A 14,867-nucleotide genomic window follows, 5' to 3' on the forward strand; every position below is an offset into this window, starting at 1 on the left:
GCCTTCGATACTCCTCCCAACTTCACTTGGGAGGCATAACGCCAATGCCCGGTATTGATTGGAAGATTCCCTTGCCCCTGTTGTTCGGGCAAGCCGACAGTGCGCCGCTGTCCCTTGCCCGCGCCCTGCCCCAAGACCCTCAACGCCCGGCCTTCGAGGCCTTCATCCAACAGCGCTTTCGCATTGCCCACGGTGCCGATATCCGTCATTTCATGCCGCAGCTGTTTGGCGTCAGCCAGGCCAACGGTCAACTGTGTGCCGTCGCCGGTGTGCGCCTGGCGAGCGACGAGCCGCTGTTCCTGGAGCGATACCTGGACCATCCGATCGATCCGCTGATCAGCGCCGCCGCCGAGCAACCGGTAGACCGCCGGGCCATCGCCGAAGTCGGCAACCTGGCTGCCAGCGACACCGGCAGTGCGCGCCTGAGCATCATCGCCATCACCTGGTTGCTGGCCATGGCCGGCCTGGAGTGGGTGGCGTTCACCGGCAATATCGGCCTGGTCAACAGTTTCCATCGCCTCGGTTTGAAGCCCGTCACCCTGTGCGCCGCCGACCCGCAGCGCCTGGGCGATGAGCGCCATCACTGGGGCAGTTATTACGAAAGCCAACCCTGGGTGCATGTCGGCAATATCCGCGCCGGCTTCACCCATCTGCGCAACATGGGCCTGTTCTCGCGCCTGGGGTTGCCTACCACAATTGAGGACGCCAGCCATGTCGCCTGAAACCCGCCGTTTCCACGCTGTTCTTCGCGGCTATGCCGAGCGCAATGACGGCACCGTCGCCCTGTGGGGAGACACCTTGAAGATGGATTACACTGCGCTGTTCGCCGAGGTGACCTATCGACAGGAACGCCTGCGCGATGAAGGCGTGAAGGTGGTGGCCCTGGCCCTGGACAATGGCGTCGAGGCCATGCTGTGGGACCTGGCGATCCTGTTCGAAGGCTTGACCTGCCTGACCCTGCCGCCGTTCTTCAGCCCGACCCAGCGCGCCCACTGCCTGGAACAGAGCCACGCCGAGCGCGTGATCGCCGAACCGTACCTGGACGCCCAATTGCACGCCGGCGGTTACCGCAAAACCGGCGATTTTTGGTGCCGCGCGTTCGAAGGTCGCCCTTCGATGCCCCTGGGCACGGCCAAAGTGACCTTTACCTCGGGCACCACCGGCACGCCCAAAGGCGTGTGCCTGAGCACCGACAGCGTGCTGCGGGTGGCCCGCGAGTTGTACCAGGCCAGCCACACCAGCGACCCGCGTCATCACCTGGCATTATTGCCACTTGCCATCCTGCTCGAGAACCTGGGGTGCTACGCCGCGCTGTATGCCGGCGCCACCTTGAGCTTGCCCAGCCAAAAGAGCCTGGGCATCCAGGGCGCCAGTGCGGTGGACGCTGCGCAATTGCTCGGCTGCCTGGCGGTGCGCCAGCCCCACAGCCTGATCCTGGTGCCGCAGTTGCTGTTGATGCTGGTGGTCGCCGCCGAGCAGAAGGCGTTCAGCCCGCAAGGCCTGCGCTTTGCTGCCGTGGGCGGTGCGCGGGTCTCCAAGACTTTACTGCTAAGGGCGCAGCAACTGGGCGTGCCGGTGTTCGAAGGTTACGGGCTCTCTGAGTGCGCCTCGGTGGTGTGCCTCAATCGTCCCGGTGCACAGCGGCCAGGCAGTGTCGGCCAGCCGTTGCCGCATGTTGAGATCCGCCTCGCCGAGGACGGCGAAGTGCTGATCAAGGGCTCGGCCTTGCTCGGTTACCTGGGCCAGACCGAACAGCCCGAACAATGGTGGCCCAGCGGCGACCTGGGCGCGTTCGATGACGACGGTTTTCTCTACCTCAAAGGCCGCAAGAAGCATCAATTCGTCACCAGTTACGGGCGCAACGTCAACCCGGACTGGGTCGAGGCCGAACTGACCCAGGGCGGCGCCATCGCCCAGGCCTTTGTCTACGGCGAGGCCCTGCCGGAGAACCATGCGCTGCTGTGGCCGCATCGTGCCGACTGCACCGATGCCCAACTGGCCGCCGCCGTGGCCCTGGCCAACAGCGGCCTGCCCGACTACGCGCAGGTGCATCGCTGGACGCGCCTGGAAGAACCGTTTACCGCCGCCAATGGCTTGCTCACCGCCAATGGTCGGCCACGGCGTGACGCCATCGTCGCGCGCTATCAATCCCGCCTTGCCCCTGCACTCAACGAGGAAACTTCATCGTGAACTTTTTTGACACGTTGCAAGACGCTACCCAACAGGAACGCCAGGCACTGTTCAGCCTGCCAATCATCCGTGATGCACTGGAAGGCAAAGTCAGCCTGGAAAGCTACCGTGAGTTCCTGGCCCAGGCCTACTACCACGTGCGACACACCGTGCCGTTGATGATGGCCTGCGGTGCGCGCCTGCCCTCGCGCCTGGAGTGGCTGCGCAAGGCGGTCGGCGAGTACATCGAGGATGAATACGGCCATGAGCAATGGGTGCTCGATGACATCGCGGCCTGTGGCGGCGACCGAGACGCGGTCCGTGACGGCCGCCCCGGCTTGCCCATCGAGTTGATGGTCAGCTACCTCTATGACCTGATCGCCCGTGACAACCCCGTCGGCCTGTTTGGCATGGTCAATGTGCTCGAAGGCACCAGCATCGCCCTGGCCACCCACGCGGCCGGCAGCATCCGTGACCGCCTGCAGTTGCCGGAGACGGCGTTCAGCTACCTGAGCTCCCACGGTGCCCTGGACATCGGACACATGGAGACGTATCGCCGCTTGATGAACAGCCTGGACGACCCCGCCGACCAGGCCGCCGTGATCCATTCATCCAAGGTGGTGTATGCCCTCTACACCGACATGTTCCGCAACCTGTCGCGTATCGGGGAGGCTCCCCATGCAACTGTCTGACGCCCGTGTGGTGCTGACCGGCGCCAGCGGTGGCATTGGCCTGGCGATCGCCACCGCGCTGTGCGCCAGTTGTGCACACGTGCTGGCCGTGGCGCGTCATCGCGCACCGCTGGAAGCCTTGTTGGCCCAGTACCCGGAGCAACTGTGCTGGGTGGGTGCCGACCTGACCTTCCTCAACGACCGGCGCAAGGTGCTGGCCGCCGCTGAAGCCATCGGCGGCGTCAACCTGCTGATCAACGCTGCCGGCGTCAACCACTTCGCCATGCTGGAACAGCTGGACGACAACGAAATCAACGGCATGCTCGCGTTGAACATCACCGCGCCGATCTGCCTGACCAAGCTGCTGCTGCCCATGCTCAAGCACGCCGCGAGCGCGATGGTGGTGAACGTCGGCTCGACTTACGGTTCGATCGGTTACCCCGGCTATGCCACCTACTGCGCCACCAAGTTCGCCTTGCGCGGGTTTTCCGAAGCCTTGCGCCGGGAACTGGCCGACACCCGCGTCGGTGTGTTGTATGTCGCGCCGCGCGCCACCCAAACCCGCATGAACAGCCCGGCGGCGCAGGCCTTGAACGATGCGCTCAAGTCCAACGTCGACGAACCGCACAGCGTCGCCGCCGCCGTGATCAAAGCGATTGCCAACGACCGCCGCGATCTTTACCTGGGCTGGCCGGAGCGCTTCTTTGTGCGCCTCAACAGCCTGCTGCCGAATCTGGTCGACCGTGGTTTGCGTAAACAACTGCCACTGGTACGCCGCCTGAGCGATAAACCCGTTAAAAAGGATCTGAACCCATGAAACGCCTCTTCGCCGCGCTGCTGCTCACCGCCCTGAGCCCGCTCACCTGGGCGCTGGACGCCGCCGACCAGCAACGTCTGACCGATATCCAGACGCGCTGGGCGCACATTCAATACAACCTGCCCGAGGAACAGCGCCCCCAAGCCTTTGAGCAGCTCGCCTCCCAGGCGACGGCCTTCACCCAGGCGCGGCCTCAAGCAGCCGAGGCCTGGATTTGGTCCGGGATTGTCAGCAGCAGTTGGGCCGGTGCCCAGGGTGGGCTTGGCGCGTTGAGCAAGGTCAAGGCGGCCAAGGTCGACCTGGAAAAAGCCCTCGCCCTCGACCCCAAGGCCCTGCAAGGTTCTGCCTATACCAGCCTGGCCGCACTGTATGATCGGGTGCCTGGCTGGCCGATCGGCTTTGGGGATGCCGACAAGGCTGAACCGTTACTCAAGCAGGCCTTGCAACTGAACCCGACGGGCATAGATAGTCTGTACTTCTGGGGTGATCACCTGTACCGGCAAAAACGCTACGGCGAAGCCCGTGATGCCCTGCAAAAAGCGCTGCTCGCCGCCCCACGACCTGGCCGGGAAACGGCCGATGCCGGACGGCGCAAAGAGATCGAAAGCGTGCTCGCCGACATCAACAAAAAACTCAACTGACAGGAGTCCCCATGCGCCTATTACTGATCGAGGATGACGAGGCATTGGGTGAAGGTATTCACCAGGCGCTGGCACGTGAGGGCTACACCGTTGACTGGCTCAAAGATGGCAGCAGTGCATTGCATGCACTGCTCAGCGAAACCTTTGACGTGGCGGTGCTCGACCTCGGGCTACCGCGCATGGATGGGCTGGAGGTGCTGCGCCGCCTGCGTGACAGCGGCTCGAACCTGCCGGTGCTGATCCTCACGGCGCGAGACGCCACCGAAGACCGTATCGCCGGGCTCGACGCCGGTGCCGACGATTACCTGATCAAACCCTTCGACCTGGCCGAGCTCAAGGCGCGCCTGCGCGCGTTGCTGCGCCGCAGTGCTGGCCGTGCGCGGGTCATGATCGAGCACGCGGGCGTCTGCCTGGACCCGAGCACGCAACAAGTCAGCTATCACGGCGAACCGGTGCTGCTCACCCCCAAGGAGTACCAACTGCTGCACGAACTGCTGTCGCCACCTGGCCGCGTCATGACCCGTGACCAGTTAATGCAGTTGCTCTACGGCTGGAACGAAGAAGCTGAAAGCAACACCCTGGAGGTGCATATCCATCACCTGCGCAAGAAATTCTCCAGCGAGCTGATCCGCACCGTTCGCGGCGTCGGCTACCTGGTGGAGGAGCGCGGATGACTTCTATTCGGCGGCGTACCCTGACCCTGATCATTGGCCTGCTGCTCGCCGGGCTGCTGCTGATCAGCGTGCTCAATCTGCATGACAGCAACCACGAAATCGCCGAAGTCTATGACGCACAACTGGCACAGAACGCCCGGCTGCTCCAGGGCGTGATGAGCATGCCGCTGGCCAGCCAAGACCAGGAAGACCTGTACCGTGCCTTCAACAAAGCCTTGGGCGCAGCTGTGCCCAAGGTGGATGGGCACCCCTATGAAAGCAAAGTCGCCTTCCAGGTGTGGAACACCAAGGGCGAACTGCTGGTGTTTACCGCCAGCGCACCCTCATTTGTCCCGGCGCCCAGCCAGCCGGGCTTCAGCAACGTCAGCGACCTGAATGGCCGTCAATGGCGCGGCTTCGTACTCAAGGACAAGGACAACGGCCTGCGGATCTGGGTGGGCGAGCGCGACGATGTGCGCACCGACCTGGTGCAGCGCATCGTGCGGCATACGTTGTGGCCCAACGTACTGGGTAGCCTGATTCTCGCCGCGATGGTCTGGCTGGCAATCGGCTGGGGTCTAAAGCCCCTGGCCGACATGGCCGCCACCCTGCGCGCGCGGCATTCCGGCTCCCTCGAACCGATGCAATTGACCCCGCTGCCCACGGAGCTTGAGCCGATGCAGGCGGCGCTGAACCGCATGCTCGCGCAGATCCAGGAAATGCTCGGCCGCGAGCGACGCTTCATTGCCGATGCCGCCCATGAAATGCGCACGCCACTGGCGGTATTGCGCGTGCATGCCCAGAACCTGCTGGAAGCCGGCACCGAAACCGAACGCCGCGAATCCCTGGCCTTTCTGATCGCCGGCGTCGACCGCAGCAGCCGTCTGGTCAACCAATTGCTGACCATGGCGCGCCTGGAACCCAGCGCCGTGCAACCGTCGATACAGGCCGTCGACCTGGCGACCACGGTGCGCGAAACCCTGATTCAATTGACGCCATGGCTGCTGAGCAAAGGCCTCGAACTGGTATTCGACGTCGAGGATGGTCCGTACCCGGTAAATACCGATGCCGCCGCAATCAATATCGCCCTGACCAACCTGGTGACCAACGCCGCGAACTTCTCCCCGGATCAGGGCGTGATCACCGTGGGCTTGCGCAAAAACGCCGAGCGTTTCGCCCTCACCGTCGACGATCAAGGCCCCGGCATCGACGAGACCGAGCGCGAACGGCTGTTCGAGCGTTTCTACAGCCGTGGCAATGCCCACGGTGCAGGCCTGGGCCTGACCATCGTGCAAACCATCGCCCAGCGCCTGGGAGGCCAGGTGCGCCTGGAAAACCTGGCGACCGGCGGCCTGCGGGCGACCCTGGAAATCCCTGGTTGACGGGACGTTAGCCGGCTAATGTGCCAGCCCTAGGGTCTGCGTCATCTACAGGTGTCTTCAGGGCGTGATCGCGACTTTCATCACACCGTCGCGCTGATGGGCAAACAGCTCATAGGCTGCCTCGATATCGTCGAGTTTGAAACGGTGCGTGACCAGCGGCGACAGATCCACCCCGCCGCTGGCAACCACGGCCATCAAGCGACGCATGCGCTCCTTGCCACCGGGGCATAGGGTCGACACGATGCTGTAGTCCCCCAGTCCGGCGCCAAATGCATCATAGGGAATGCGCAGGTCGCTGGAGTACACACCCAGGCTCGATACCCGGCCCCCTGGACGCAGTACGCGCAATGCCGACTCGAATGTACCTTGGGTGCCCAAGGCCTCGATGGCCACGTCGACCCCTCGGCCATCGGTCAGCGCCAGGATCTGCTCGACCACATCGCCTTTCTTGAAGTCGACGATATGGGTAGCCCCCAGGCCGCGGGCGACGCTCATGCGCTCGCTGACGCCATCGACGCCGATGATCATCGACGCGCCTTTGAGCCGTGCGCCTGCCACCGCGCACAGGCCAATCGGCCCGAGGGCGAATACCACGACGGTATCGCCGATGCTCACCTCGCCGCGCTCGGCACCGGAAAAGCCGGTGGACATGATGTCCGGACACATCAGCACCTGTTCGTCGCTCAGGCCATCGGGGATCGGGCACAGGTTGGCCAGCGCATCGGGGACCAGCACGTATTCGGCCTGACAGCCGTCGAGGGTATTGCCGAACTTCCAGCCGCCTGCTGCGCGAAAGCCATGGCGGGTGTCGGGGCCGTCCTGGGAACCGCACCCGCACAGGCAGGCATAACTTTGCCCGCTGGGCGTGATGGCGCCCGCGATGACGCGCTGGCCCTCAACGAAACCGCGCACCTGGGAACCCAGCCGCTCGATCACGCCCACCGGTTCGTGGCCCACTGTCAGACCTTTGGCCACCGGGTACTCACCGCGCAGGATATGCACGTCGGTACCGCAGATGGTCGTGGTGGTGATGCGCACCAAGGCATCCAGTGGGCCGACTTCGGGGATGGGTTTGTCGTCGAGGACGATGCGGTTTTTTTCAACGAAGACAGCTGCTCTCATGGTTGCCATGGTGTGACCTCCTGCGCCTAAAAAAGCCTGAATGGCCCCCAGACTGCACCGCGACGACGCCGCGCAAGTTGATAATGATCAACAATCCCCCAATTGATCGCGGCACCCGACCGGATGTCGCTGACATTGCCTGGGCTCAAGGCGACTTGATGCAAGTCAAACCGGCGCCGGCGCCCGGCGCCATGATCTGAGGCAAGCATCACTGCCCGATGCTACCTGCTGGTTACCCGAGGGAGATTGCCCATGTCTGCTCAAGCACGTTACTTGTTGCTGGTTTCGCCGTTGATGGAACACAGCCCCGCCTTCGACCGGGCCGCCGCCCTGGCCAAGGCTGAAGGCGCCGCGCTGCACATCCTCGCCTTCGACTATCTGGAGGGCCTGGCCACCGCCGGGCTGGTCAACGAGCAAGCCCTGGAACAGATGCGTATTGGCTACGTTGAGCGCCATCACCAGTGGCTGGAAGATCAGGCCAGACCCTTGCGCAAGCTCGGCCTGACCGTCACCACCGAAGTGGCCTGGGTGGAGAGCCCGCTACAGGAACTCCTGATTCGTCTAAAAGAAGAGCCTATGGCCTTGGTGATCAAGGCACTGGAGCACGAGTCACTGTTATCGCGCTTGATATTTACGCCGTTGGACGTCCACCTGATTCGCGAATGCCCGGTGCCACTGCATTTTGTCAGCGGGGCCCAGCACGCGTTACCGCGCAAGATCGTAGCGGCCGTCGACCCGTTCCATCACGACGAGCATTACGACAGCCTTAACGACCGCATCCTGCATGAAGCTGTCAAATTGGCGACAGCGTGTGATGCCGAGGTAGAAGTGATCTACGCCCATGACTTGTCCGATCTGGGGGCCCAGGAGTATGGGTTTGGTAGCGGCGCCGGGTTCTTCTCTTCTGTGGCCGCCAAACGGCTGTTCGACGAACAGGGCAAGGCCTTCAATGACCTGGCCGCACGCAACGGTATTCCGCCAGCACAGCGCCATATGATCCTGGGTAACCCGGCGAAAGTGCTCTCCAGCTATGCCGATGCCTATAACGTCGATGTGATCGTCATGGGCCGGGTCGGTCATCGCGGCCTGTCACGCCTGCTCGGCAGTACCGCCGAAACGCTGCTGTATAAAATGCCATGCAGCGTCTGGATGGTTAAACCGGAAGTGCTCGACTGAACGATCATCGGATCGCACACGCGATAGTTGGCACGCCCTCGCTGTAGCACTCGCAGCGAGGGGCATGCAAAAAGCATCCATTTTGCGACGGCGGCGCTAGACTCATTGCACTCGAAAGCGATCAACGGCTCAATTATATAAAACGTGCATCTATCTTTCTCCGATGTTTGGATGTTTAGTAAAGGGAATATAGGTGTGCAAGAGGCTTGTGTAATGAAGTCAACACCCCGTCTTGTACACGTCCAACATTTAAAAACAACCTGCGCCAGTTGCAGCGTTTTGGAGCTGTGCTTGCCCATAGGCCTGACCGACCTCGAAGTAGGTCGCCTGGACACCCTGATTCCACAACGTCTCAAAGTGAAAAAAGGCGCTTCGCTATATCGCGCCGCCGATCCGTTGCGCTCGCTCTACGCCGTGCGTACCGGGTTTTTCAAGACCTGCATACTGTCCATGGACGGCCGTGAACAAGTCACCGGTTTTCAGATGGCCGGGGAAATGCTCGGCCTCGACGCCATCAGCGCCGACGCCCATGCCTGCAATGCCATTGCTCTGGAAGACAGCGAGGTGTGCCCTCTGCACTTCAATCAACTTGAGCGACTGGCCGGTCAAATACCGTCATTGCAACATAACTTGAACAAAATCATGAGCCGCGAAATAGTGCGTGATCACGGCATGCTATTGCAGATGGGCAATATGAACGCCGATGAGCGGCTTTGTGCATTTGTATTGAATCTATCGATGCGGATGAGTACGCGTGGCTATTCACCGCGATCATTTGTATTGCGCATGAGACGTGAAGAAATTGGCTCTTACCTGGGCCTGCGACTGGAGACGGTGTGCCGCAGTATTGCGCAGTTGCGCAAACTGGGCCTGGTGCATATCAGCGCACGCAATGTCGAGATTCTCGACATGCCGAAACTCAAGACGTTTATCGCCGGCTGTCATCGCCATGGTGCCGAGTAACAGGGCTTCATCTGATCCAAATCAGATTGACCGGTGAGCAAAGGCGTAGAACCGACGCAACAGGGCGCTGTTCCTGGCGCCCCAACACGGAGGTTTTACCATGCCCACCATTGCAGAGCACAACCGGCAAGCCGCTCCCGCCTATGCGGCCGTCCCGCACGAACACTGGATCGAAGCGCTTGATGACGGCCGCCATGTGTTGATCCGTCCGTTGAGGACCGACGACCGGGAACGCGAATATAACTTCATCAAGGGTTTGTCCCGAGAGTCCCGGCACGCGCGCTTCCTCGGTGAAATCAACGAGCCCGGCAAGACCCTGCTTGATCAATTGATGGACGTCGACAATCAGCAACGTGTGGCATTCATTGCTCTGGTGCATGAGAACGGCAAGCTGATCGAAATCGGCGTCGCGCGCTATGCCGCAGCCAAGGAGCATGAATGTGAATGCGCGGTCACCGTGGCTGACCCTTGGCAGCACCTGGGGCTAGGGCGCATTTTGATGCAGCACCTGATGACCGCCGCGCGAAAAAACGGCTTCACGTTGATGTACACGGTTGATGAAGCGACCAACGCCCCGTTACGTGAACTGAACCATGCCTTGGGCTTCCACACCGTAACCGACCCCGATGACGCTACCCAGGTGATCAGCAGCGTGGTGCTTTGAGCATCACAGCACGGTAAAAGGGCGGCCAGCCGCCCTAATGCCTGTCAGCTAAGGGAGAACACTGTCACTCAACGTCCTCCGCTTCATCCGGGTCCTTGAGCGGCGCTTCTGCATCATCCATCAGCGACCCCGGGTCTTCGTTGCCGGGGTCGTTAAGCTCTTCTTCCTGATCTTCATCCTGATCTGCTGACATGACCGTCGCCTCTAGCCGCGTTGGGTTGTGTACGCATAGGCCAGCTCTTTTGAAAAACGCAGCCTGCATAAAGATAAGGTTCTGTGTGGGCCGTTAAAGTTCCTATGAATGTTAAGCGCCTGGATTATCCACCTGGATGTAAAACGCATAGGCGCCGAGCAGCACCCAGAACACCATGAACAGCCACGGCGCGCGCATGGAAAACAGCAGGGACTTGCGATAGCCCTTGTGGGATGACTCCATCTCGGAAAACAGCGGCGATTCGTCGTAGGCCATGCCCATCAGCGGCTCGCTGCGCAACAGTTCGCTCTGCTTGTAGTGCCAGTGATCGATGATCTCGTAAGCGGCACGAATCCCCGGCCAGGCATTCAGGGAACTGAGAATGCCGAGCAAGGCCAGGAACGCCGGCACCACCAGGGTGAACAGCTTGCCCCATTCCGGGTTGAGGTTGCCCATGCCGGACACGAAGGCAATCACCAGGAACGACTGCGCCGTGAGATACGCATCCGTGCGGTTGGCCAGAATCGAGGTTTCGTACTGGATTTCGCGGCGATAGAAGTCCAGGCGGTCCTTGGGGGAGCCGAAGATCTTCGCGTTGTGTTCACTGTGGTCGGTCAGGTTCGATTCCGGGGTGTCGGGTGAAATGATTCTGGGCACATCAGTGCTCCCTACGGGGCTGAACCCTTTGGAAAACGGTGGCTGGGGTGAAGTTCAAGTTTGCTCGTGCACGGTTCTAGTGCGCAAACCGCTCCATTGTGGTGAGTGAGCTTGCTCGCGCTGGAGTGCGCAGCGCTCCCGTCTTTTGGGGCCGCTACGCAGCCCAGCGCGAGCAAGCTCGCTCGCCACAAGGGAATAGAGACGCTTTGCCGGTTTCGGCACAGGCATTGCTTAATCCATTCATCGTTCACCTGCCATGCCCAGATACAGGAGCATTCGTTACCCCCCGACCCAGAGCCGACCCCATAAGAAAGTAAGGACCTGGCCCGATGGCACCCTGCGCCACGGGCTCATAAAAATGCGTTTTTCAAAGCGGCAGTGCCCCCCGCGCTTCCCTCGGCACTGACAAGGTACTGGAATGGCTCAATCTTTCTTTGATGAAATGAATGACGCACACGGCGTGTGCCGTGCGCACTATCAGGATTTCTCCCGCTGGCTGGCCAATACGCCGCCGGAACTGCTGGCCCAGCGTCGCCGCGAAGCCGACCTGTTGTTCCACCGCGCCGGGATCACCTTCACCTTGTATGGCGACGAGCAGGACACCGAGCGCCTGATCCCCTTCGACATCATCCCCCGCAGCATCCCCGCCAGTGAATGGAGCGTCATCGAGCGCGGCTGTATCCAGCGCGTCAATGCGCTGAACATGTTCCTTGCCGATATCTACCACGACCAGCGCATCATCAAGGCCGGGATCATTCCGGCGGACCAGGTGCTAGGCAACGAGGGTTACCAGAAGGCCATGGTCGGCCTCGACCTGCACCGCGACATCTACTCGCATATTTCCGGGGTGGACCTGGTGCGCGATGGCGACGGCACCTACTACGTGCTCGAAGACAACCTGCGCACCCCCAGCGGCGTGAGCTACATGCTCGAAGACCGCAAAATGATGATGCGCCTGTTCCCCGAAGTATTCGCCAAGCAGCGCATCGCGCCCGTAGACCACTACCCCAACCTGCTGTTGAAAACCCTGAAAAGCGCCAGCCGCCTGGACAACCCCAATGTGGTGGTGCTGACGCCAGGGCGTTTTAACAGCGCATTTTTCGAGCATGCGTTCCTGGCCCGGGAAATGGGCGTGGAGTTGGTGGAAGGCGCCGACTTGTTCGTGCATGACCTCAAGGTGTTCATGCGCACCACCGACGGTCCCAAGGCCGTGGACGTGATCTACCGCCGTATCGACGACGCGTTCCTCGACCCGCAGGCGTTCAACCCGGAGTCGATGCTCGGCGTGCCGGGCCTGGTCGCGGCCTACTGCGCCGGCAACGTGGTGCTGGCCAACGCCATCGGCACCGGCGTCGCGGACGACAAGTCGATCTACCCTTACGTGCCGGAAATGATCCGTTTCTACCTGGACGAAGAGCCGATCTTGCAAAACGTGCCGACGTTCCAGTGCCGCAAGCCCGATGAGCTGTCCCACGTACTGGCCCACCTGCCGGAATTGGTGGTCAAGGAAACCCAGGGCTCCGGTGGCTACGGCATGCTGGTCGGTCCCGCATCCACGGCGGCCGAGATCGAGGACTTCCGCCAACGCATCAAGGCGCGTCCCCACGCCTATATCGCCCAACCGACCCTGAGCCTGTCCACCTGCCCGACGTTTGTCGAAAACGGTATCGCCCCCCGGCATATCGACCTGCGCCCGTTCGTGCTGTCCGGTAAGGAAACCCGCCTGGTACCCGGTGGCCTCACACGGGTGGCGTTGCGCGAAGGCTCGTTGATCGTCAACTCGTCGCAAGGCGGCGGAACCAAGGACACCTGGGTGGTGGAGGGCTGAGTATGTTGAGTAGAACCGCCGCAGATCTGTACTGGATGTCCCGTTACCTGGAGCGTGCCGAGAACCTGGCGCGCATGCTCGAAGTCAGCTATTCGCTGTCATTGATGCCCCAGGCCGGGCACAGCGATGGCCTCGACGAACTGGCGATGTCGCTGCTCAGCAGCGGCACCCTGGATAACTACCTGGAGCGCCACGGCCAACTGGATGCCGAACGCATGTTGCACTTCTTCGCCCTCGACGAAGAAAACCCCGCCAGCATCTACAACTGCCTGCGCGCCGCGCGGGGCAACGCCCATGCCGTGCGCGGGCGTATCACCGCCGACATGTGGGAAAACCTCAACGCCACCTGGCTGGAAATGCGCAGCATCGCCGCCGGCGGGCTGGCGCGGCATGGCATCAGCCACTTCTGTGATTGGGTCAAGCAGCGTTCACACCTGTTTCGCGGGGCGACGTCGGGCACCATCATGCGCAACGATGCCTATCGGTTCATTCGCTTGGGCACCTTTGTCGAGCGCGCCGACAACACCTTGCGTCTGCTGGATGCGCGCTACGAGATGTTCGGCGAGGAATCGGAGGAAGTCAGCGACTTGTCGGCGCGCGGTTATTACCAGTGGAGCGCCCTGCTCCGCGCGCTGTCGTCATTCGAGGCGTACACGGAACTGTATCCGAATGCGTTGAATGCGCGCTCGGTCTCGGAGTTGCTGTTGTTGCGCAGTGATGTGCCGCGCTCGTTGCATGCCTGCATTGAGGAACTGAGCCATATTTTGGCGGATTTGCCGGGCAGTTATGGACGCACCGCGCAGCGCTTGGCCGCCGAGTTCGAAGCGCGGCTGCGCTATACCGGGATCGACGAAATCCTCGAAGAAGGCTTGCACAGCCGCCTGACGGAATTCATCGACACTGTGCGCGAGTTAGCGCGGGCGATTCACAGCTCGTATCTGGAGGTGGTTTAGACATCGAGGTGCGCGCCCTTTCGCTCGCGGTATTCCCGAGGGGAGCAGTTCATCAGGCGCTTGAAGGCACTGCTGAACGCACTGTCCGACTGATACCCGAGTGACTGGCCGATACGGGACACGCTGCTGCCCGAAGTGCTCAAGGCCTGTACTGCCAGGTGCATGCGCCAGCGAGTCAGATACTCCTGGGGCGCCATCCCGACCCGCTGCTTGAAGTGCAGGGCAAAGGTCGAACGGGACTGGCTCGCGACACCGGCCATGTCGCTCAAGGTCCAGCGGCGTGCCGGTGCGGCGTGTATTTGCTGCAGTACCGGTGCCAACCGCGGATCGTTCAACGCCGCCAACCATCCCGTGGTGCTGGCGCCCATGGATGCCTGATAGAGGCGCAGGATCTGCACCAGCATCATCTGCGCCAGATGCTCGGTCATCAACGCCGCGCCTTGCATCGGGCTGGCATATTCCCGAGCCAAGCGCTCCAGGCACCAGCGCAAAACGCTGGCCTGCTCGGACCTGGCGCTGATGCGCACCACCGGCGGCAACCCCTCCAGCAATAGCCGGGCGTCGTCACCGTAGCTAAAACGCCCGCCTATCAGGAACAGATCAACAGTTTCACCCAGACGGGCAATACCCCCACCGCGTCACGGTACACCTCGCGCGCATCAACGCCCTCCCGCGCCAGGTTGCTGGACAACCTCCAGGGACGGTTTTGCGTCAACAAAAAGCAATCGCCCTCGCTCAAGGGGATCGGCACCGGCATGCCCTCCACTTCCAGCCAACACTTTCCCTCCACCACAGCGTTGAACTTGATGCCCTCCGGCGGCGGAAAATCCAGGGCCCAATCGCCGCCAGCCTTGAGGCCGGCGAAATAGGCACGATGGCTCTTTAACAGTGCCACCACCTCGGACAGGCTATCCATAAAAAATCTCCGGACGATCGCGATAGAAAAACGGACTTTAGGCCGTTTCGCGTCCGGCCTCT

Annotated in this window: 15 protein-coding genes and 1 pseudogene; 12 read left to right on the plus strand and 4 right to left on the minus strand. The window is 61.8% G+C overall.

Going from position 1 to position 14,867, the window contains the following annotated elements; translation table 11 throughout:
• Positions 1-44 precede the first annotated feature (44 nt).
• Genes ACP7CJ_RS05845 through ACP7CJ_RS05875 form a run of 7 tightly spaced genes read left to right on the plus strand, consistent with a single transcriptional unit; the run spans position 45 to position 6,333 of the window.
• A complete protein-coding gene (locus tag ACP7CJ_RS05845) occupies positions 45-722 on the plus strand; it encodes a thermostable hemolysin (RefSeq protein WP_276193049.1) in 678 nt (225 codons plus the stop codon).
• Positions 712-2,190 (plus strand): AMP-binding protein, encoded by a 1,479-nt coding sequence (locus ACP7CJ_RS05850; RefSeq protein WP_276193050.1) that lies wholly within the window; start codon positions 712-714, stop codon positions 2,188-2,190. Before ACP7CJ_RS05845 ends, ACP7CJ_RS05850 begins: the two co-directional genes overlap by 11 nt.
• Positions 2,187-2,861 (plus strand): TenA family transcriptional regulator, encoded by a 675-nt coding sequence (locus ACP7CJ_RS05855; protein ID WP_276193051.1) that lies wholly within the window; start codon positions 2,187-2,189, stop codon positions 2,859-2,861. Before ACP7CJ_RS05850 ends, ACP7CJ_RS05855 begins: the two co-directional genes overlap by 4 nt.
• Positions 2,848-3,657: an SDR family oxidoreductase gene (locus tag ACP7CJ_RS05860; RefSeq protein ID WP_426099811.1), complete on the plus strand. Its 810-nt coding sequence runs from the start codon at positions 2,848-2,850 to the stop codon at positions 3,655-3,657. Before ACP7CJ_RS05855 ends, ACP7CJ_RS05860 begins: the two co-directional genes overlap by 14 nt.
• Positions 3,654-4,298 carry a tetratricopeptide repeat protein gene (locus ACP7CJ_RS05865; RefSeq protein ID WP_276193053.1) on the plus strand — a complete coding sequence of 215 codons (645 nt, stop codon included), beginning with the start codon at positions 3,654-3,656 and terminating at the stop codon, positions 4,296-4,298. Before ACP7CJ_RS05860 ends, ACP7CJ_RS05865 begins: the two co-directional genes overlap by 4 nt.
• Positions 4,299-4,309: 11 nt before the next feature.
• Positions 4,310-4,972, plus strand: a complete 663-nt coding sequence (locus ACP7CJ_RS05870) for a response regulator (RefSeq protein ID WP_426099812.1) — start codon at positions 4,310-4,312, stop codon at positions 4,970-4,972.
• Positions 4,969-6,333 (plus strand): sensor histidine kinase, encoded by a 1,365-nt coding sequence (locus ACP7CJ_RS05875; protein ID WP_276193055.1) that lies wholly within the window; start codon positions 4,969-4,971, stop codon positions 6,331-6,333. Before ACP7CJ_RS05870 ends, ACP7CJ_RS05875 begins: the two co-directional genes overlap by 4 nt.
• A gap of 57 nt (positions 6,334-6,390) precedes the next feature.
• Here ACP7CJ_RS05875 and ACP7CJ_RS05880 read toward each other — a convergent pair whose 3' ends face one another.
• On the minus strand, positions 6,391-7,464 hold the full coding sequence (locus tag ACP7CJ_RS05880) for an NAD(P)-dependent alcohol dehydrogenase (RefSeq protein WP_276193056.1): 1,074 nt from the start codon (positions 7,462-7,464) through the stop codon (positions 6,391-6,393).
• A gap of 243 nt (positions 7,465-7,707) precedes the next feature.
• Here ACP7CJ_RS05880 and ACP7CJ_RS05885 point away from each other — a divergent pair, with 243 nt between their 5' ends.
• The 3 genes from ACP7CJ_RS05885 to ACP7CJ_RS05895 all read left to right on the plus strand — a co-directional run bounded on the left by ACP7CJ_RS05885 (position 7,708) and on the right by ACP7CJ_RS05895 (position 10,258).
• The gene (locus tag ACP7CJ_RS05885) at positions 7,708-8,631 is read left to right on the plus strand and encodes a universal stress protein (RefSeq protein ID WP_276193057.1); all 924 of its coding nucleotides are present in this window, start codon (positions 7,708-7,710) and stop codon (positions 8,629-8,631) included.
• 213 nt (positions 8,632-8,844) lie between these two features.
• Positions 8,845-9,594 carry a helix-turn-helix domain-containing protein gene (locus ACP7CJ_RS05890; protein WP_276193058.1) on the plus strand — a complete coding sequence of 250 codons (750 nt, stop codon included), beginning with the start codon at positions 8,845-8,847 and terminating at the stop codon, positions 9,592-9,594.
• Positions 9,595-9,694: 100 nt separating this feature from the next.
• Positions 9,695-10,258 (plus strand): GNAT family N-acetyltransferase, encoded by a 564-nt coding sequence (locus ACP7CJ_RS05895; protein ID WP_276193059.1) that lies wholly within the window; start codon positions 9,695-9,697, stop codon positions 10,256-10,258.
• Between the two features lie 64 nt (positions 10,259-10,322).
• Here the strand turns inward: ACP7CJ_RS05895 and ACP7CJ_RS05900 are convergent, their stop codons facing one another.
• Complete coding sequence (locus tag ACP7CJ_RS05900) at positions 10,323-10,451, minus strand: hypothetical protein (protein ID WP_426099813.1); 129 nt, start codon at positions 10,449-10,451, stop codon at positions 10,323-10,325.
• A gap of 111 nt (positions 10,452-10,562) precedes the next feature.
• Positions 10,563-11,108 carry a hypothetical protein gene (locus tag ACP7CJ_RS05905; protein ID WP_276193060.1) on the minus strand — a complete coding sequence of 182 codons (546 nt, stop codon included), beginning with the start codon at positions 11,106-11,108 and terminating at the stop codon, positions 10,563-10,565.
• A 418-nt stretch (positions 11,109-11,526) separates the two neighbouring features.
• Between ACP7CJ_RS05905 and ACP7CJ_RS05910 the strand changes: the two genes are divergently transcribed.
• Together ACP7CJ_RS05910 and ACP7CJ_RS05915 are read left to right on the plus strand one after the other, a co-directional pair.
• Positions 11,527-12,936, plus strand: coding sequence for a circularly permuted type 2 ATP-grasp protein (locus ACP7CJ_RS05910; protein ID WP_247399929.1), 1,410 nt, complete (start codon positions 11,527-11,529; stop codon positions 12,934-12,936).
• Positions 12,937-12,938: 2 nt separating this feature from the next.
• The gene (locus ACP7CJ_RS05915) at positions 12,939-13,889 is read left to right on the plus strand and encodes an alpha-E domain-containing protein (RefSeq protein WP_276193062.1); all 951 of its coding nucleotides are present in this window, start codon (positions 12,939-12,941) and stop codon (positions 13,887-13,889) included.
• On the opposite strand, the pseudogene ACP7CJ_RS05920 reads toward ACP7CJ_RS05915, so the two are convergent.
• Positions 13,886-14,805 (minus strand): annotated as a pseudogene (locus ACP7CJ_RS05920) (AraC family transcriptional regulator). The gene ACP7CJ_RS05915 and the pseudogene ACP7CJ_RS05920 overlap by 4 nt on opposite strands.
• Positions 14,806-14,867 lie beyond the last annotated feature (62 nt).

Source organism: Pseudomonas sp. PSPC3-2, from assembly GCF_049897085.1.
GTDB lineage: Bacteria > Pseudomonadota > Gammaproteobacteria > Pseudomonadales > Pseudomonadaceae > Aquipseudomonas > Aquipseudomonas paraveronii.